The organism is Bacillus sp. FSL W8-0645 (assembly GCF_038007905.1).
In the GTDB taxonomy this organism is placed as follows: domain Bacteria; phylum Bacillota; class Bacilli; order Bacillales; family Bacillaceae; genus Bacillus; species Bacillus pumilus.
Genome location: NZ_JBBOYC010000001.1, coordinates 1,494,145 through 1,511,667 on the forward strand (window position 1 = coordinate 1,494,145; position 17,523 = coordinate 1,511,667).

Here is a 17,523-nt window from a genome sequence, read left to right on the forward strand (position 1 = left end):
AATTACATGATCGTGTAATGTTTACACAACAAGGATTCAACAAAATCTAGGAGGCGAAAAACAGTGGCATTTGAATTTAAACTTCCGGACATCGGAGAAGGTATCCACGAAGGTGAGATCGTTAAGTGGTTTGTAAAACCAAACGACGAAATTAATGAAGATGACGTTTTAGCAGAGGTACAAAACGATAAAGCAGTTGTAGAAATTCCTTCACCTGTTAAAGGAAAAGTATTAGAATTAAAAGTTGAAGAGGGAACAGTTGCAACTGTAGGACAAACAATCATTACGTTTGATGCACCTGGTTACGAAAATCTTCAATTTAAAGGCAGCGAAGAAGAAGGCGAAGCAAAAACTGAAGCTCAAGTACAAGGTACTGCTGAAGCTGGTAACGAGCCAGAGAAGAAAGAAGTAGCACAAGAAGAAGCGGCAGCAGCAACTGGTGCAGGCGCACAAGAACAAGTAGATGCTGATCCAAACAAACGCGTTATCGCTATGCCATCTGTACGTAAATATGCTCGTGAAAAAGGCATTGAAATTTACAAAGTTGCAGGTTCTGGTAAAAACGGTCGTGTGTTAAAAGAAGATATCGACAGCTTCGTTAATGGTGGTTCTGCAGCTCAAGAAGCAGCACCTCAAGCAGCTGAAAGTGCAAAAGAAGAAGCAGCTCCTAAAGCGGCAGCAGCTCCAGTTCTTGAAGGGGAATTCCCAGAAACTCGCGAGAAAATGAGCGGAATCCGCAAAGCGATCGCGAAAGCAATGGTGAACTCTAAGCATACAGCTCCTCACGTAACATTAATGGATGAAGTTGATGTAACGAACCTTGTTGCACATCGTAAACAATTCAAACAAGTTGCAGCTGATCAAGGAATCAAGTTAACTTACTTGCCTTACGTTGTAAAAGCTCTTACTTCTGCTTTGAAAAAGTACCCAGTACTTAACACTTCTATCGATGATAAAACAGATGAAGTTGTTCAAAAGCATTACTACAACATCGGAATTGCAGCTGATACTGAAAAAGGCCTGCTCGTTCCAGTTGTGAAAAATGCAGATCGCAAAGCAATTTTCGAAGTGTCTAACGAAATCAACGAGCTTGCAACAAAAGCACGTGATGGTAAATTGGCTCCAGCTGAAATGAAAGGTGCATCTTGCACAATCACAAACATCGGTTCTGCTGGTGGACAATGGTTTACTCCAGTCATTAACCACCCAGAAGTAGCGATCCTTGGTATTGGCCGTATCGCTGAAAAAGCGGTTGTTCGTGATGGCGAAATCGTTGCAGCTCCAGTCTTAGCTCTTTCCCTAAGCTTTGACCACCGTATGATCGACGGAGCTACTGCGCAAAATGCCCTTAACCACATCAAGCGTTTATTGAATGATCCACAATTAATTTTAATGGAGGCGTAATGTCATGGTAGTAGGAGATTTCCCAATCGAAACAGATACTCTTGTCATCGGTGCAGGTCCTGGTGGATATGTAGCTGCTATTCGTGCTGCACAGCTTGGACAAAAAGTAACAATCGTTGAAAAAGGAACTCTTGGCGGTGTATGTCTAAACGTTGGTTGTATTCCTTCAAAAGCATTAATCAATGCTGGCCATCGTTTCGAAAATGCTAAGCATTCTGAAGACATGGGTATCAAAGCTGAAAACGTAACAGTTGATTTCACAAAAGTTCAAGAGTGGAAAGCTTCTGTTGTAAACAAATTAACAGGTGGAGTTCAAGGTCTTCTTAAAGGAAATAAAGTAGATATCGTTAAAGGTGAAGCTTATTTCGTAGACAGCAACTCTGTACGTGTAATGGATGAAAATTCAGCACAGACTTACACTTTCAAAAATGCAATTCTTGCAACTGGATCTCGTCCAATTGAATTGCCTACTTTTAAATACACAGATCGCGTGATCAACTCAACTGGTGCTTTAGCGCTTAAAGAAGTACCTAAGAAGTTAGTTGTTATCGGTGGTGGATATATCGGTACTGAGCTTGGTACTGCTTATGCAAACTTTGGAACAGAAGTTGTCATCCTTGAAGGTGGAGACGAAATCCTTCCAGGTTTCGAAAAGCAAATGAGCTCATTGGTTAAACGTAACCTGAAGAAAAAAGGAAACGTTGAAATCCATACAAACGCTCTTGCTAAAGGCGTTGAAGAAAAATCTGATGGTGTCACTGTTACTTTCGAAGTAAAAGGTGAAGAAAAAACAGTTGATGCTGATTACGTACTTGTGACAGTTGGTCGTCGTCCAAACACAGATGAGCTTGGTCTTGAGCAAGTTGGTGTTGAATTGACTGACCGCGGAGTTGTCAAAACAGACAAACAATGCCGTACAAGCGTATCTAACATCTATGCAATTGGTGACATCGTTGATGGACCACCACTTGCACACAAAGCTTCTTACGAAGGTAAAATTGCAGCTGAAGCAATCGCTGGAGAGCCAGCTGAAATTGATTATCTTGGTATTCCTGCTGTTGTATTCTCTGAGCCAGAACTTGCAACTGTTGGATACACTGAAGCAGAAGCAAAAGAAGAAGGAATCGACATCGTTGCAGCGAAATTCCCATTCGCAGCAAACGGACGTGCACTTTCTCTTGACGCAACTGATGGCTTCATGAAGATGATCACTCGTAAAGAGGATGGTCTTGTGATTGGTGCACAAATCGCAGGTGTTGGCGCTTCTGATATGATTTCAGAGCTTAGCCTTGCAATCGAAGCTGGAGTGACTGCCGAAGATATCGCAATGACAATTCACGCTCACCCAACTTTAGGTGAAATTACAATGGAAACGGCTGAAGTAGCAATTGGAAGCCCAATTCATATCGTAAAATAATGAACTTATTAAAACCCTCTCCATCAAGGAGAGGGTTTTTTTGAGCGCTGCATGAGAAAGACCCCTCATGAAATGAGGGGCTTTTTCATATGGATATATAAGTGCAAGGTGAAGCCATTAATTTGTATTCACGCGGTCTAAAGCGTGGCATAAAGGCGATAAAATATCCTCTTTGCTGCTGACATTTCCTTCAACCTTTACAATGACTTTTTCATTATTTACAAGTAAAATAGCCGGTAATTCGTCTACTTCATTTTTCCAGCCTTTACGATCTTCTTTCACAATCATCTTTGACATTTCCTTCGGGTATTCATTCTTTAAATCGAGGACTGCATCATAATAAGGACTTTCTTTATCGAGATTTTCTGCATCTGTAAAAAAGAGAATTCTTGGTTTTTGAATATGACTGACTTGGTCTGTCTGATTCGGTATGATATACGCAAATGAGCATGAACTAAGTACAAAGAGCATGGGGAATATAATGAGAAGTGTCCTCATAAAATTCAATCTATTCACCTCAAAATCCTTTGGGGTTGTCCCAACATTTTTAGGAGCTGGTTACCTGTTAGTCACTCTAGTGTATCATGTCCTTTTTGACAATTTTCGATTGTTACTCAATTGTTACAGAATTGATATGAAGCAAAATACAATTGAAACGTTCTCTCAATATGATGAGAAAATAGCATATATTCATAAAAAATAATTAAATGTGTCATACAATTAACCGTTGACAACTTAAATGTGACACCATATTATAGAAGTATGAAATAGATTAAACGCTTTCAAATATTGAATGAAGAAAAGGGGAATGTACGTGGGTACAATTATTTGTCAAGATTGCAATGAGACCATTGATCAATTTGAAAATGAAAAAGTGACAACACTATACGGAACGTGTGGTCACTGTCATTGCTGTGATGAAGCCTCTGAATAAATAAAAAAGCATGCAGCTCCATTTGGGGCTGCATGTTTCTTTTTTATAAAATTGCTTTCTGTTCTTTAATCACGCGGATCATTTCTAGCGTTGAATCTTCTGGTCCTTGGACAGGGAGACCAATTTCAATGTTTTTAAAGATATAGGAGATATTTTCTTCTGTGATAATCTCTCCTGGTATAAAAATAGGTATGCCTGGCGGGTACACCATGACAAACTCTGCGATGATGCGGCCAGCTGCTTCTTTTAACGGAACCACTTCAGTTGTGGCGTAAAAGGCATCACGCGGCGTCATGGCAAGCGATGGAATCTCAGGCAGCAGTACTTCTGTTACCGGTTGTGTGCCGCTCTCACTTGTAGAGGTTGCGGCAATGTCTTTCATAGCCGTTATAAGCGTATCGATTGTTTCATCAGAATCACCAGGGGTCACAATACATAAAATGTTGTAAAGGTCAGAAAGCTCCACTTCAATCCGGTAGCTTTCTCTCAACCATTTTTCGACATCATGGCCATTGAGGCCAAGGTCTTTAATTGAAATAATTAATTTCGTTGGATCATAATCATACGTAGAAGCTGAACTGAGTATTTCCTTGCCAATACACGTAATGCCATCAATTTGATTCAAACGGTTTCTCGCTGATTCAGCTAAACGGATGGCTTCATCTGCTAGTGTCTTTCCTTCAGTGGCTAATCGCTTTCGAGCGACATCAAGTGACGCCAAGAGCAAATAAGAAGTAGACGTTGTTGTCAGCATGCTCAAAATCGATTGCACGCGATCTTTTGAGATAAGCCCTTCCTTCATATTTAAAATAGAGCTTTGGGTCAGGGAACCGCCGAGTTTGTGGACACTTGTTGCTGCCATGTCGGCACCTGCCTGCATGGCAGATAGCGGGAGCTTATCGTGAAAATGAATATGCACGCCGTGTGCTTCATCGACAAGGACAGGCACATGAAATGAATGGGCAATGTCTACAATCGATTTTAAGTCTGCTGAAACGCCAAAATACGTCGGATTAATCACAAGCAGACCTTTTGCATCTGGGTGCTCCGTGAGTGCCTTTTTCGCTGATTCTGGTGTAATGCCGTGAGAGATGCCAAGCTCTTTGTCTATTTCTGGGTGAATAAAAACAGGAACTGCGCCAGAAAATACAATCGCGGACATAATCGATTTATGGACGTTACGCGGAACGATGATTTTATCCCCAGGTCCGCATACGGTCATAACCATTGTCATGATGGCGCCGCTTGTTCCTTGAATACAGAAAAACGTATGGTCAGCACCGAAGGCTTCAGCAGCTAAATCTTGTGCTTCTTTTATCATTCCTCGAGGTGAGTGTAAATCATCGAGAGGTTCTATATTAATGAGATCAATGCTTAGTGCATTGTCGCCAATGAATGCTCTAAATTCAGGGTCCATTCCGGCTCCTTTTTTATGGCCAGGAATGTGAAATTGAACTGGATTGGTTGCTGCGTGTTTTTTTAGTCCAGTGTATAAGGGTGTATCATGTTGTGACAATTGCTTTCCCACCTTCATCGAAATACCTGCTATTATTGTGCCAATAACGACAGATTTCATTGCATAAAACAAAAGAATTATATTATGAACTGATCGGAATGTAAAGCATAAAATCAATCGGTTTCTGATCGAACAGATGCTATAATAAAAGTTCAAATAAGAAATGAGTGTTAAAGTGAGGGACAAGTAAATGGAATATCAATATCCAATGGACGTCGACTGGACAACAGAGGAAAAAATTGCGGTTATTTCGTTTTTTCAAGCTGTTGAAAAAGCCTATGAAAAAGGAATAGCGAAACAGGAGTTATTAGATACTTATAAACGCTTTAAAGAGATTGTGCCATCAAAAGCAGAAGAAAAGACGCATTGTGCAGCGTTTGAAAAGGAAAGCGGGTATTCTCCTTATCGTACAGTGAAAACGGCAAGAGAGGCAGAAGAGTCCGCCATTATACGTATGTAAGAAAAAACGAGCCTAGATGGGCTCGTTTCAGCGTGTAGACAAACCCTCGCATTCTTTGTCAGGACTGTGCTCCGGTGCTCACGAATGTCAAATTCGCTCCGCTCCTGTGCTCGCCCTTCCTAGACTGCAAAGGTTTTCTATCACGCTGAAAAGAAGACAAAGGGCTAAAATAAAGATCATTTTAGCCCTTTGTCAACAATCTGAAACGAGCCTAGATGGGCTCGTTTCAGATTGTTTTTGTGTAAAGCGGTATAGATAAGTCAACGTGCGAAAGGCATCTTCGATTTTTGATAAAAATTCTTCATTATTCATTTGAACGACTTCTTCTCTAGGCAACTGAATGCCGCAAAGGAGCTCGGCTTTTTTCACCGTTTGGACACGTTCAAACAGCGTTTTCAACTGTTCTGCATCGAGCTCGCTGTGACGCATGACATCTGGTTTCATATGATCTTTAGACCAAACAAAATCTTGCGGTATTTTCTTCTGAATGGTGTCTAGTTCTTTTTCAAATAGCTGACCATATTCGCCTTTCACAGGAGATTCATAAATAAGAGCAAACCACACAAAGACATGTGTTTTCCAAAGCCCAATTTGAAAATGAGGGAGTTTTTTATACCCACGCTTGCTGTTCGCAAAAGCAACCCACGTATCATTTGGCGGATTGACTGATCTTCTAGCATGCTTTGCGACGTGTACAAACATTTCGTCTCCTGTAATAGAAGAAAGAAGTGGTGCAAAGTGTTCACCAAGCGCCTCAAGCTTTGGACGGACTCTTTCTTTTAATACGACCATTCGTTCATCTAAACCGTCAACTGTAAATGTCTCAAAATCTTCATCTCTAAAACGCATTTCACTCATATTATGCCTCCTGTATTCTTTCGCTGATCATATTTTATCATAGCTTGGGTTAAGCTCAAAAAAAGATGCACCGTCGGATCAAAGATTGTAGAGGAAGAAGGGCAGCGTTTAAAAACAACGATTTTGTGGTACATAACAAATAGGTAAAAACACAATTTTCAGAATGTCGTTGCGGTTATGCGATCGCTTCATACGATATAAGCAAGAACCAATTCTCTTATCGATTGAATTTTTTATCAATGAAAACTGACAAGGAATGAATCATTCTCTGGAAGGGGCGTTGACCAAATGAAGCAAATCGTGAAGCAGGGGTATAGACAGGAGAAGAAGAATCGCATCGCTGTGTGGAGATTAGAGGTGGACTATGAGCTTTCTACGCTTCATGAAGCCATCGAGCAAAAAGATGACATCCAAATCGAACGCAGCAAACGAAAGCTTGAGCGCCTAAGAAAAGAATGGGAGCAGCTTAAAGGGTAAAACAAGGTGAGGTAAAAACGAACCAATTCATCGGTTCGTTTTTGTATGAAGCTGCTTTTTTCTTGCTTTTACGCACATAATATCAGTATGCTATTACAAATAGGTATTACATAGAAAAGAGGTTTACAGTCTGATGACAAACTGGGTGGAAATTGACCGTCTTGCAAAGCTTTGGGTAAAAGAAGCAGGAAGCCGTATTAAAGCATCCATGCAGGAAGGTCTATCAATTGAAACAAAATCAAATCCAAATGATCTTGTCACAAATATCGATAAAGAAACAGAACGTTTTTTCATTGAAAAGATACAATCGACATTTTCAGATCATCATATTTTAGGTGAAGAGGGACAAGGGGAAGAGGTGACCTCACTGGATGGGATCGTGTGGATCATTGATCCAATCGATGGCACAATGAACTTTGTCCATCAAAAACGCAACTTTGCCATTTCAATCGGGATATTTGAAAATGGCATTGGGAAAATCGGTCTCATATATGACGTCATTCATGACGAGCTTTACCATGCGGTCAAAGGAGAAGGGGCTTATATGAATGATACCCTGCTTCCGCCATTAAAAGATGTAGCGATTGAAAAAGCCATTGTCGGCATTAACCCGACCTGGGCGATCGAAAGCCCTTATTTTGATGCTAAACCGTTTGCCCGCCTTGTGCGTGATGTGAGAGGGACGAGAACGATTGGATCAGCTGCCCTGGAGCTCGCTTATATCGCAAGCGGCAGAAGTGACGCATACGTCACGTTAAGGCTTGCACCGTGGGATTATGCAGCAGGCTGTGTGCTTCTTGATGAAGTAGGGGCAGTCTACTCAAATATACACGGAGAACGCCTAACGTTTTTAGACAAAAACAGTATCGTCGCCGGAAATCGATCCGTTTGTAAAAAAATCTTGCACGATTACATAAAAGGCAGTGGAAATAAAAAATAAACCAAATCACTTCATGAGAATGAAGTGATTTTTTGTATTTGATGAAACTTTTTGGAAAGAGAAATGTCTATACGAACGAGGCCTTAATTTGATGTAAAGGATTGTGTTTTAATGTTAGATTTGTTTAGTGATTTATCCCTCCATTTTGAAAGGTATTTTATTTTAAACGAGTACAGTATTCGCATCATTCAATGGTGTGTACTTGGACTATTTGTCCTTTTTATGACACTTCCTATATGGAAAGAAAAGAAAAGTGGTTATGTATTTTATGCTGGGCTTGTATTAAGAGTAGTCCTGCTAGGCGGAATGACACTTGAAATGAGCCACCAAGTTCTAGCTAGACAGTATACGATTGAAACATTTGAAGTGCTGACGGATTTCATGCAATTTCTTATCTATGGGTATGTCTTGCTTGCATCACTGTACTATGTTATTACTCTTCCTTATTTAAAAAATAAAGGTATGTTTTTTGCTTTTGATTTATCTGTATTACTTCTGCCTTTATGTCAAACAGTGTTTATTGTGTTTGCTGAAAGCAAAAAGTTCTTTCTTAGCGGTGATACGGGGCTAGTATGGAGAGATATGATCACCATTTTGGCTATGGCTTGCTTTGCCGCTTTGCTGCTGCACCTTTTCTTTCGCTTGTTTTGGCACTGGAAGTGGAAGGAACTGATTTTATTCTATGGTTTGATTTTTGCAGCCTTGCTTTATATATTTTATCCTTCTATTTCGAAGTATGAGCTTCAATCTACATTTAAATCGATTGTCATTTTAGTAGCAGCAGCAGGAAGCTTTATGACGATTTATTTGTTATCTGCTTTACTACGGGACAAGGTGAGATTAAGGAAGTGGGGTGCTGGTTGTATAGCTGTCTTTTTTCTGCTATTACTCAATCCGATTGTCAATATTCCTCATACCATGTTCCAATTCACCAAAACGGAACTGGTAGATACATTTTCAGAAGAATATCGCCCTTTATCAGCAGTAAGTGCAAAAGCATTCGCTTCAAAATTTGTACCAGAGGATCAATCGCTGTATTTAAATGCTAGCCCTTATCATTACGTGTTTGCAGATGATCAGTATGAAGTGAATATTTCTGCGTTTACAGGCGAATTAAGCGGTTATTCTTATCGAGGTCGTTTAGAGGGAAAGGAACTAACCGATAAAGAATATAGAAAAAAAACCATTGAATTTTTTGAAAGAAGCGGGCGGTCAATCGATCTACAGCGCATTCAATTAGCTGTAAAAAAAGAGGACGGAGAGACGGACGTTCTTCTTCTGCCAAAAATGTCTCAGAATGAAGAGGACAGTTTAGCGTTTGCCACCTGGGAAAAAGGGACGCTTCGACAAGCGCAATACGTAAACGCCATCTTTCAATTAAAGGATACAGACGGAATCCATTTAACAGAAATGGAGATAAAAAACAGGATCAACAGTATTTATAAACATTTAAACCTAAAGCTGCCAATTTATCAAATCACAGGTATTGATGATTTTTATTTGGATTGGCAGCATGAAGTGAGGGTCACAACAAAAGATCAATCGGAGTTTCTGTTTAATGGCTCAACAAAAGATATCATCAGCTTCAAGTTGTCAAAAACGCTTCTTCAACAGAAAAAAGAGAACGTCAGCGATGAAGATTTGTTAAAGCTCATAGAGAAAAAGCCAGAAGACGTGAAGAAAAAGACAGGTACTAATGAAACCAAACAGTATACATTTAATCGATCCTCTCATCTACTGCGTGTGTTTAGAGATCATGATGGAATTGAACTGAGGCTGGAACCAGTGTCCTCTATACCGGATGTTGTATCGTATAAAGATCGTGATGAAGTCTATCAACAAGTATTGAAAAATGAGAAACCATCTATGATTTATAAAAAACAAATAAAACCAGTTAGAATGATCAACAAAGAAGGGGAAATGGACATTTCATGGCTAGTCATCATTCAAACCTTTGGATCAAATGAGCGTAAAATTTATGAAGTAAATGGACGAACAAAAGAGGTGCACCGTTTTGACAGATAAAGAAAAACAAGCCATCTTTCAAGACTTATATGAACTGTATCAAGAAGGGGAGCTGGGTGACGAAGCATACAGCTGGATGAAGTCACATGAGCAGCAATTTCAGCATGTTGTCATAGGGAATAAACAAGGTTCAGCACTGATTGAAGATCAGAATGACTATAATGAGTTAAAACGCATGAAGGGGTTTATTTACTCGTTATACTTCTTTTTCATTGTCTTATCGATTTGGATGACTGTGTGGTTTTATTTCTAATGTCCAGACCAGCTGATCAAATTGAAAAAATCTATGAAGAATATTTTCAGGAAATCACCAAATATCTATATCGGCGGACAGGGAATATGGAAACGGCCAAGGATCTTGCGCAAGATGTATTTATGAAGGCTCTACATGGTTTATCCTCTTTTAAAGGACATTCTAGTGTGAAAACATGGCTTTATACCATTGCTTATCATACATTTGTGAATGACTATCGCCGGAAAATCAAATGGACATTTACGAATGTAGAAGAGGTTGATTACTTAGAGCAGCAGTCCTTTTTGACACCAGAGGACCACGTCGAAACACAAGCTGACATTCAAAGGCTGTGGCATCATATCAATCAGCTGAAGGATTCATACCGAGAGGTCCTTATTTTAAGAGATATTCAGGAATTGTCATATGAAGAAGTAGCTGAAATTTTGAATTGGACTTTATCTAAAGTCAAAACAACCCTTCATCGAGCGAGATTAGAGCTGAAGCGAATGCTACATTGTGAGGAGTTCAATACATGAGCTGTTATTTGATCGAAGAATTGTTACCCCTTTATATAGAGGGAGACACAAGTGCGGGTACCAATAAAATAATAGCCGAGCATCTACAAACCTGCGAGAGCTGCCGGCAACTTTATCAAGAAATGAAAGAACCAATCACTCTTATCCAGCCACCTCACCTCATGCCATATATAGATGAAAAGGAAGAAAAAAGAAAGTTCGAGAAGCGCTATTATGGCAAGTTAATATACCGAGCAAGCATCGTGTTTGGTTTAGGGTATGTGATGATGATCATTATTTATTGGCTGAAATAAAAAAACCCCCATCTGGGCGATCCAGATGGGGGTTTTCGAGCTTAGCTTAATTTTTCTTTAGCAATTTGAATTGCATCATAGACCGATTTTAATTGCTCTTGAGGAATTTTCTTCAGCATTTGGTTGAAAACAAGTAATTCAGTAGAGCTGAATCCAATACCTTTAGCGATTTTTGAATCAATGACAACATTACCTTTTTTGTCTAAAACAAGTGCCTCACCAGCAAGATCAGCAATTCTGATCACTGATTTCAACAGCTTTTCAAATTTAGCCGCTTCTTCTTTTGTAAGACCAAGTTCAACAGCTTTCGCTGCATCAAAAACCAATTTTCCTTTTTCGTTTTTAGTGATGCTTTCACTGAAAACGATTGTCAGAACAGCTGCGCGATCTAAGAATTTCTCAGCAGTCGCCGCTTCTTCTTCAGTTAGTCCGAGCTCAACAGCTTTTTTCACATCAAATGTGTAGTTGTTGTCTTCCTCAACAAATGAGTTGATGAGAATGTTGATGACACGCTCGTTTTTCTCCAATAATTCTTTAATGACTTGCTGCTGCTCGAAAGGAATCCCTTTGAAAGTTGCAGCGCTTGCTTGCCCAGGAGCTACTGTTGTGAAAGTAAGAATAATAGCTAAAGCGAAAAATACAACAGAGCTGAGCGATTTGCTCAAAATCTTCTTCATGCTTCTTTTCTCTCCCTTTTCTGTTAAATTTTGTTGCAAGAACAGCATACCATGAGAAAGTTTGTGGAAGAATAGGAAAATTGTAACTTTGTGTTTGATTTTGGAGAACTATAAAAGTTCTTGTCGAAAAATGAAGAGGTTCAGAATGCTTACTTTTGCCAAGCCTAAATGATATGTTCTGTCTTTATACCCGACCTTTCATAGGTGGTTGGTCTTGTTTTTACCAAAAATAAAAGCCTTCTACATATAGAATGTAAAAGGCTTTTGAGAAATTTTATGATTGCACGTTTAATTTTCTTTTTAATGTAAATCCTGTACCCATGAAAATCATGGCAAACACAATACTTAGACAAATACCCAGCACGTTTTTTTCTGCAAGAGTTACCCCAATAAACGCCATACTGACAACCGCAAGTAATGCACATAATAATAGAAGCCATTTGATTTGTTTCATTTTTCTCCATCCCTTTTTTTAGAGTTAATATAAGTTTACAGAAAAACGATCGGCATTTAAAGGGGATTGTGATATAATATGAAAGTTATCTAATTATTTTAGGAGATGAAAATGTGAAACTTCGAAAAGATCTTCGCAACATCGCAATTATTGCCCACGTTGACCATGGTAAAACGACGCTTGTTGACCAATTGCTCCATCAAGCTGGTACTTTCCGTGCGAATGAAAATATCGCTGAGAGAGCCATGGATTCAAATGATTTAGAGCGAGAGCGCGGTATTACGATTTTAGCTAAAAATACTGCGATCCATTATAAAGATACACGCATTAATATTTTAGATACACCAGGACACGCCGATTTCGGTGGTGAGGTTGAGCGTATCATGAAAATGGTAGATGGTGTACTTCTCGTTGTGGATGCTTATGAAGGCTGTATGCCTCAAACACGCTTTGTGCTGAAAAAAGCACTTGAGCAAAACTTAACACCAATCGTTGTTGTCAACAAAATTGACCGTGACTTTGCTCGCCCGGCTGAAGTAGTCGATGAAGTAATTGACTTGTTCATTGAATTGGATGCAACAGAAGAACAGCTTGAATTCCCAGTTGTCTATGCATCAGCAATCAATGGTACAGCAAGTAACGATGCGAGCAAGCAAGATGAAAACATGGAATCTTTGTTTGAAGCCATTGTTAACCATATCCCTTGCCCAGTTGATAACCATGAAGAGCCGCTTCAATTCCAAGTGGCACTACTTGATTACAATGATTATGTTGGAAGAATTGGGATTGGTCGTGTATTCAGAGGAACAATGCAAGTAGGACAGCAAGTAGCCTTAATGAAAGTTGACGGCAGTGTGAAACAATTCCGTGTGACGAAGATTTTTGGTTTCCAAGGGTTAAAACGAGTGGAAATCAATGAGGCGAAAGCAGGAGATCTTGTTGCTGTTTCTGGAATGGAAGACATTAACGTAGGTGAAACGGTTTGTCCTGTTGAACACCAAGAGGCTTTGCCAATCCTCCGTATTGATGAGCCAACACTTCAAATGACGTTTGTTGTGAACAACAGCCCATTTGCAGGCCGTGAAGGAAAATACGTAACATCACGTAAAATTGAAGAGCGCTTAGAGCAGCAGCTTCAAACAGACGTTAGTCTTCGTGTTGATCCAACTGATTCACCTGATGCGTGGGTTGTATCTGGACGCGGAGAGCTTCACTTATCCATTCTTATTGAGAATATGAGACGTGAAGGATTTGAATTACAAGTATCGAAGCCAGAAGTTATTGTAAAAGAAGTTGACGGTGTTCGATGTGAGCCTGTTGAACGCGTTCAAATTGATGTACCAGAAGAGCACACTGGCTCTATCATGGAATCAATGGGCGCACGAAAAGGTGAAATGATTGACATGATCAATAATGGGAATGGTCAAGTTCGCCTGATCTTTACAGTGCCTTCACGTGGTTTAATCGGATATACAACTGAATTTCTTTCATTAACTCGTGGTTTTGGTATTTTGAACCATACGTTTGACAGCTACCAGCCAATGCAATCTGGTCAAGTCGGCGGACGCCGTCAAGGAGTACTTGTTTCAATGGAAACAGGTAAAGCGACTGCTTACGGAATCCAAGGCGTTGAAGAGCGCGGTGTGATCTTTGTTGAGCCGGGTGTTGAAGTATACCAAGGAATGATTGTTGGTGAGCATAACCGTGAGAACGATCTTGTTGTCAACGTTAGCCGTATGAAACAACAAACAAACGTACGGTCAGCGACGAAAGATCAAACGGTGAGCATGAAAAAACCACGTATTATGTCACTTGAGGAATCTCTTGAGTACTTGAATGAGGACGAATACTGTGAGGTTACACCTGAATCAATTCGTTTAAGAAAGAAAATTTTAGATAAAAACGAACGTGAGAAATCAGCGAAGAAGAAAAAGCTAGCAGGATTATCTTAATTCCATGAAGAATTAAAGAGATAGAACCCTGAAAGATAAGGGGAGGGAATCTTTTTGAATGATCAGGAAGTAAGTGAAAATCTATCCTTTTTCGCGATGCTGTTTCGTGTCGATGAAAATCCGCAAACAGGGATGTGGCTCCTATATGGCACCATCCTTGTTTTAGCGATTATTGTTTTTAAGCTCGGCTTTGCTAGACGTTTACCGATTTTAAAAGCGCTCGTGATTTACTTGTTTTTGATTTTTGGCTGCACGTTTCTCACATTTCTAGGAATCTTCCTGCCAGTAGCGGAAGGTCTAGTCGTGGCAGCTGTCATTTTGATTATTTATAAAATCAGGCTGCATCGTGCGAAAAAAGAAGGAACAGTGAATACGTAAAAAAAGACCTGAACTTGTGTCAGGTCTTTTTTTATGTCTTTTGTTCTTTTTTTCCTTTTTTCTTCTTTTTCTCTTTTGTCGCAGGATCTTGATAAAGAGAGAATCTGCCAGTCTTGATGCGTGCTTCTGTCTTTACTTTAATACGTTCCTGACAGTCATCGCACATATATGTATGAATCGGTCGATTTCTTAACCGCTTAGCAACGAGTGTATCATCATCAATGGTTTCAAGCTTCTCACATATTGAGCACTTCACTCTCATCCTTTTCACCTCACTTATTGCATTTATTATAGCATGTTTTCCAGCTACTTAAAATCAGCGTAGAAAACGGCTTATATCACAGGAGATATAAGCCGTTTTCTTTATTTCTTCTGATTCATATGATGGTTTGATTGATCGTTTTGATGTTCGTCTAACTGCTTTTGATCATTTTGTTTGAGCTGATCATTCGGCTCATTTGTCGGATCTGTTTCGTGGCGATCAATTTCATTTCTCGGCATCTCGGGCATCACGCGGCCGACAATGGCGGCTAGTTCATCCATAATCCCACTGATAGGACGGCCTGCTTGTATTTCTTTGCCCATTTCTTTTAGCCGGCTGACTGTATCCGGATCAGCGACCACAACAGCATTCGCACCTTCTGGATCATTTTTCAGTGCTTTTGCAACAGAATATTTAATGGTTTCTACTTTGCTTCTATCTAAATCATCTTTTACATCAATACCAACAACAGCATAGCGGCCGATGACGATCGCCGTTGCATCATTGACATCTGCTACGTGCTCTGTCACTTTGACAAGATGCTGTGCAACATCTGTGGATGACCGGTCTTGATTGGTCTTTTTCTTCGTTGAGTCTGACACCCGTACTACGTGCTGGCGACCATCTTGCTTGTCTAGTGCCTCTCTCTTTTCCTGCTGCTGGCAAGCGCCCAACAGAATGATGGCTTGACACATGAATAATGTCAAAAATAGTCGCATCTGTATTCCCTCCTTCACAAACTGCATGATTTATTTTATTGTTGAATTAACCTTCTAACTTTATTCATGAAAACATATATTTTAACAATCGTTTTGGGAAAGACAAGGATGAATGAAACCCCGATCAGGAGGCGAAGGACCTGAGTAAAATTTATGTATTAGACACAAATGTGTTATTACAGGATCCGAATTCAATCTTTTCATTTGAAGACAACGAGGTCGTCATACCAGCCGTTGTGTTAGAAGAAGTAGACTCAAAAAAGAGATATATGGACGAGGTTGGACAAAATGCCCGGCGCGTCTCACGCCTAATCGACGGTTTAAGATCGAAAGGGAAACTGCATGAAAAAATTACACTAGAGTCAAATGGGACGTTGCGCATTGAACTGAATCACCGCTCTTTTCATGAGCTTCAAGAAATTTTTATTGAAAAAACGAACGATAATCGAATTTTGGCAGTCGCGAAAAATTTAAGCTTAGAGGAAGAAACAAAGCCTCATGGCAGGCCTGTTATTTTGGTCAGCAAGGATGTGTTAGTGCGGGTAAAGGCAGATGCTATAGGGCTTCAAGCAGAAGACTTTTTAAGTGACCGTGTTTTGCAAAATGAAGACATCGATAATGGCTATCATGAGCTCTACATTCCGACTGAGCAATTGAATACATTTTATAAGCAAAATCAATTACCAATAAAAGAGGTCACAAGTGCACCATTCAACCCACATCAATTTGTCATCATGAAGGGAAATGAAGGCGGTTCTGCTTTAGGAATGCTTGATCAAAAGGCAGATCAAGTGAAACGTCTCGTTTATGATCAAGAGCATATTTGGGGAATCCGTCCAAAGAATGTCCAGCAGACGATGGCACTCGAGTTGCTTTTGCGCCGTGATATTCCGCTCGTGACACTGATTGGAAAAGCGGGGACTGGTAAAACATTGCTTGCACTTGCTGCCGGGTTAATGCAGACAGAGGACCTTGGTATGTTTAAAAAGTTGATCGTGGCGCGCTCCATCGTGCCTGTTGGGAAAGATATAGGATATTTGCCTGGAGAAAAGGAAGAAAAGCTCAGACCATGGATGCAGCCGATCTATGACAACCTAGAGTTTTTATTTAATACAAAAAAGCCGGGCGAGCTTGATGCGATTTTGGCGGGAATTGGATCTATTCAAGTCGAAGCATTGACATATATTCGGGGCAGAAGTATACCTGATCAATTTATTATCATTGATGAGGCGCAAAATTTAACTAAGCACGAGGTGAAAACATTATTAACGCGAGTCGGAGAGGGAAGTAAAATTGTGCTGATGGGAGATCCAGAGCAAATTGATCACCCTTATTTAGACAGCTTAAATAATGGGCTGACGTATGTGATTGAACGGTTCAAAGGGCAGCAAATATCTGGACATGTCAAGCTTGTCAAAGGAGAAAGGTCTGGACTTGCACAGCTTGCCGCTGATTTGCTATAGTCCAGACCCTCTGTTCTTATGTAATGATGAGCTCTTTGACACCTTTTATCGGCTGAGTGAGGTTGGACTGATCCGCGAAATAGACGTGGATTGGTCCTTCTTCTGTGATTGGCTTACCATGTTGGCTGAAATGAGCAATGCTTTCCATTGCCTGAGAAAGCGGCACAGCAATTGTACCTGTTTCTGTGACAAATTCGCATGTATCCGCATGTTCAAGCGGCTCAGCATTTTTTAGCATATCGCCAAGCTTCATCCCGAAGCTGCCTGTGACGAGTCTTTCCTTTTCGTACTTCTTCTCTGTTTTTAACGTGGGTGGAAGAGTTTGACCTTCTCTTATAACCCGCTCTTGGTCAAGCTCCTGATCTAGCTGCTTCTCTTCACTTGCTGCATTTTTTTCAAAGAATGAATCCATTAAAAATTTACGGTCATCAAAAATCCATACACTTGGATCAATGGTGATCTTGTACTGTACGTTCCCCTTGATTTGAATGATGCTCATGTTCAAGACAACCCCTTTCCAACA

At 40.1% G+C, this 17,523-nt stretch carries 21 protein-coding genes; 13 read left to right on the plus strand and 8 right to left on the minus strand.

Features of this window, described 5'->3' with window-relative positions; translation table 11 throughout:
- Positions 1 to 63: 63 nt before the first annotated feature.
- Entirely contained in the window at positions 64 to 1,404 is a 1,341-nt protein-coding gene (locus tag NST39_RS07515) for a dihydrolipoamide acetyltransferase family protein (RefSeq protein WP_003211261.1), read from the plus strand.
- A 4-nt stretch (positions 1,405 to 1,408) separates the two neighbouring features.
- Positions 1,409 to 2,821: a dihydrolipoyl dehydrogenase gene (lpdA, locus tag NST39_RS07520; protein WP_003211097.1), complete on the plus strand. Its 1,413-nt coding sequence runs from the start codon at positions 1,409 to 1,411 to the stop codon at positions 2,819 to 2,821.
- A 117-nt stretch (positions 2,822 to 2,938) separates the two neighbouring features.
- Here the strand turns inward: lpdA and NST39_RS07525 are convergent, their stop codons facing one another.
- Positions 2,939 to 3,319, minus strand: a complete 381-nt coding sequence (locus tag NST39_RS07525) for a hypothetical protein (RefSeq protein WP_223250645.1) — start codon at positions 3,317 to 3,319, stop codon at positions 2,939 to 2,941.
- Between the two features lie 316 nt (positions 3,320 to 3,635).
- Here NST39_RS07525 and NST39_RS07530 point away from each other — a divergent pair, with 316 nt between their 5' ends.
- On the plus strand, positions 3,636 to 3,755 hold the full coding sequence (locus NST39_RS07530; RefSeq protein WP_003212464.1) for a GapA-binding peptide SR1P: 120 nt from the start codon (positions 3,636 to 3,638) through the stop codon (positions 3,753 to 3,755).
- 43 nt (positions 3,756 to 3,798) lie between these two features.
- Here NST39_RS07530 and NST39_RS07535 read toward each other — a convergent pair whose 3' ends face one another.
- Entirely contained in the window at positions 3,799 to 5,271 is a 1,473-nt protein-coding gene (locus NST39_RS07535; RefSeq protein ID WP_341027725.1) for an aminotransferase class I/II-fold pyridoxal phosphate-dependent enzyme, read from the minus strand.
- A gap of 190 nt (positions 5,272 to 5,461) precedes the next feature.
- On the opposite strand from NST39_RS07535, the gene NST39_RS07540 reads away from it, so the two are divergent.
- Complete coding sequence (locus NST39_RS07540) at positions 5,462 to 5,731, plus strand: UPF0223 family protein (RefSeq protein WP_050945118.1); 270 nt, start codon at positions 5,462 to 5,464, stop codon at positions 5,729 to 5,731.
- 192 nt (positions 5,732 to 5,923) lie between these two features.
- On the opposite strand, the gene NST39_RS07545 is transcribed toward NST39_RS07540, so the two are convergent.
- Complete coding sequence (locus tag NST39_RS07545; protein ID WP_341027727.1) at positions 5,924 to 6,589, minus strand: DUF1054 domain-containing protein; 666 nt, start codon at positions 6,587 to 6,589, stop codon at positions 5,924 to 5,926.
- A 288-nt stretch (positions 6,590 to 6,877) separates the two neighbouring features.
- Between NST39_RS07545 and NST39_RS07550 the strand changes: the two genes are divergently transcribed.
- The 6 genes from NST39_RS07550 (at position 6,878) to NST39_RS07575 (ending at position 11,095) form a co-directional block, all read left to right on the plus strand.
- On the plus strand, positions 6,878 to 7,066 hold the full coding sequence (locus NST39_RS07550) for a hypothetical protein (protein WP_003211901.1): 189 nt from the start codon (positions 6,878 to 6,880) through the stop codon (positions 7,064 to 7,066).
- Between the two features lie 133 nt (positions 7,067 to 7,199).
- Entirely contained in the window at positions 7,200 to 8,006 is an 807-nt protein-coding gene (locus NST39_RS07555; RefSeq protein WP_217013106.1) for an inositol monophosphatase family protein, read from the plus strand.
- Between the two features lie 111 nt (positions 8,007 to 8,117).
- Positions 8,118 to 10,031 (plus strand): hypothetical protein, encoded by a 1,914-nt coding sequence (locus NST39_RS07560; RefSeq protein WP_341027730.1) that lies wholly within the window; start codon positions 8,118 to 8,120, stop codon positions 10,029 to 10,031.
- Complete coding sequence (locus NST39_RS07565; protein ID WP_126741232.1) at positions 10,021 to 10,284, plus strand: hypothetical protein; 264 nt, start codon at positions 10,021 to 10,023, stop codon at positions 10,282 to 10,284. Before NST39_RS07560 ends, NST39_RS07565 begins: the two co-directional genes overlap by 11 nt.
- Complete coding sequence (locus tag NST39_RS07570) at positions 10,284 to 10,802, plus strand: sigma-70 family RNA polymerase sigma factor (RefSeq protein ID WP_341027732.1); 519 nt, start codon at positions 10,284 to 10,286, stop codon at positions 10,800 to 10,802. The genes NST39_RS07565 and NST39_RS07570 overlap by 1 nt, the downstream gene beginning before the upstream one ends.
- Positions 10,799 to 11,095 (plus strand): anti-sigma factor family protein, encoded by a 297-nt coding sequence (locus NST39_RS07575; protein ID WP_341027734.1) that lies wholly within the window; start codon positions 10,799 to 10,801, stop codon positions 11,093 to 11,095. The genes NST39_RS07570 and NST39_RS07575 overlap by 4 nt, the downstream gene beginning before the upstream one ends.
- A 41-nt stretch (positions 11,096 to 11,136) precedes the next feature.
- Here NST39_RS07575 and NST39_RS07580 read toward each other — a convergent pair whose 3' ends face one another.
- Together NST39_RS07580 and NST39_RS07585 are read right to left on the minus strand one after the other, a co-directional pair.
- Complete coding sequence (locus NST39_RS07580) at positions 11,137 to 11,772, minus strand: hypothetical protein (protein ID WP_065097214.1); 636 nt, start codon at positions 11,770 to 11,772, stop codon at positions 11,137 to 11,139.
- Between the two features lie 274 nt (positions 11,773 to 12,046).
- Positions 12,047 to 12,226: a DUF5325 family protein gene (locus NST39_RS07585; protein WP_003211596.1), complete on the minus strand. Its 180-nt coding sequence runs from the start codon at positions 12,224 to 12,226 to the stop codon at positions 12,047 to 12,049.
- Positions 12,227 to 12,339: 113 nt separating this feature from the next.
- Between NST39_RS07585 and typA the strand changes: the two genes are divergently transcribed.
- Positions 12,340 to 14,178, plus strand: a complete 1,839-nt coding sequence (gene typA / locus NST39_RS07590) for a translational GTPase TypA (RefSeq protein ID WP_044142019.1) — start codon at positions 12,340 to 12,342, stop codon at positions 14,176 to 14,178.
- A gap of 96 nt (positions 14,179 to 14,274) precedes the next feature.
- The gene (locus NST39_RS07595; protein WP_044142104.1) at positions 14,275 to 14,556 is read left to right on the plus strand and encodes a YlaH-like family protein; all 282 of its coding nucleotides are present in this window, start codon (positions 14,275 to 14,277) and stop codon (positions 14,554 to 14,556) included.
- A gap of 31 nt (positions 14,557 to 14,587) precedes the next feature.
- On the opposite strand, the gene NST39_RS07600 is transcribed toward NST39_RS07595, so the two are convergent.
- Positions 14,588 to 14,818, minus strand: coding sequence for a YlaI family protein (locus tag NST39_RS07600; protein ID WP_003210787.1), 231 nt, complete (start codon positions 14,816 to 14,818; stop codon positions 14,588 to 14,590).
- Between the two features lie 101 nt (positions 14,819 to 14,919).
- Positions 14,920 to 15,537, minus strand: coding sequence for a YhcN/YlaJ family sporulation lipoprotein (locus NST39_RS07605; protein ID WP_341027740.1), 618 nt, complete (start codon positions 15,535 to 15,537; stop codon positions 14,920 to 14,922).
- A gap of 140 nt (positions 15,538 to 15,677) precedes the next feature.
- Between NST39_RS07605 and NST39_RS07610 the strand changes: the two genes are divergently transcribed.
- Positions 15,678 to 17,000 carry a PhoH family protein gene (locus tag NST39_RS07610; RefSeq protein ID WP_044142017.1) on the plus strand — a complete coding sequence of 441 codons (1,323 nt, stop codon included), beginning with the start codon at positions 15,678 to 15,680 and terminating at the stop codon, positions 16,998 to 17,000.
- 16 nt (positions 17,001 to 17,016) lie between these two features.
- Here the strand turns inward: NST39_RS07610 and NST39_RS07615 are convergent, their stop codons facing one another.
- A complete protein-coding gene (locus NST39_RS07615) occupies positions 17,017 to 17,499 on the minus strand; it encodes a hypothetical protein (protein ID WP_050945113.1) in 483 nt (160 codons plus the stop codon).
- Positions 17,500 to 17,523 lie beyond the last annotated feature (24 nt).

Excerpts from the sequence above, each read along its gene's own strand:
- lpdA (WP_003211097.1), top strand. The coding sequence starts at position 1,409 with ATGGTAGTAGGAGATTTCCCAATCGAAACAGATACTCTTGTCATCGGT.
- NST39_RS07525 (WP_223250645.1), bottom strand. The coding sequence starts at position 3,319 with ATGAGGACACTTCTCATTATATTCCCCATGCTCTTTGTACTTAGTTCA.
- NST39_RS07540 (WP_050945118.1), top strand. The coding sequence starts at position 5,462 with ATGGAATATCAATATCCAATGGACGTCGACTGGACAACAGAGGAAAAA.
- NST39_RS07545 (WP_341027727.1), bottom strand. The coding sequence starts at position 6,589 with ATGAGTGAAATGCGTTTTAGAGATGAAGATTTTGAGACATTTACAGTT.
- NST39_RS07550 (WP_003211901.1), top strand. The coding sequence starts at position 6,878 with ATGAAGCAAATCGTGAAGCAGGGGTATAGACAGGAGAAGAAGAATCGC.
- NST39_RS07555 (WP_217013106.1), top strand. The coding sequence starts at position 7,200 with ATGACAAACTGGGTGGAAATTGACCGTCTTGCAAAGCTTTGGGTAAAA.
- NST39_RS07560 (WP_341027730.1), top strand. The coding sequence starts at position 8,118 with ATGTTAGATTTGTTTAGTGATTTATCCCTCCATTTTGAAAGGTATTTT.
- NST39_RS07570 (WP_341027732.1), top strand. The coding sequence starts at position 10,284 with ATGTCCAGACCAGCTGATCAAATTGAAAAAATCTATGAAGAATATTTT.
- NST39_RS07575 (WP_341027734.1), top strand. The coding sequence starts at position 10,799 with ATGAGCTGTTATTTGATCGAAGAATTGTTACCCCTTTATATAGAGGGA.
- NST39_RS07580 (WP_065097214.1), bottom strand. The coding sequence starts at position 11,772 with ATGAAGAAGATTTTGAGCAAATCGCTCAGCTCTGTTGTATTTTTCGCT.
- NST39_RS07585 (WP_003211596.1), bottom strand. The coding sequence starts at position 12,226 with ATGAAACAAATCAAATGGCTTCTATTATTATGTGCATTACTTGCGGTT.
- NST39_RS07595 (WP_044142104.1), top strand. The coding sequence starts at position 14,275 with ATGCTGTTTCGTGTCGATGAAAATCCGCAAACAGGGATGTGGCTCCTA.
- NST39_RS07600 (WP_003210787.1), bottom strand. The coding sequence starts at position 14,818 with ATGAGAGTGAAGTGCTCAATATGTGAGAAGCTTGAAACCATTGATGAT.
- NST39_RS07605 (WP_341027740.1), bottom strand. The coding sequence starts at position 15,537 with ATGCGACTATTTTTGACATTATTCATGTGTCAAGCCATCATTCTGTTG.
- NST39_RS07615 (WP_050945113.1), bottom strand. The coding sequence starts at position 17,499 with ATGAGCATCATTCAAATCAAGGGGAACGTACAGTACAAGATCACCATT.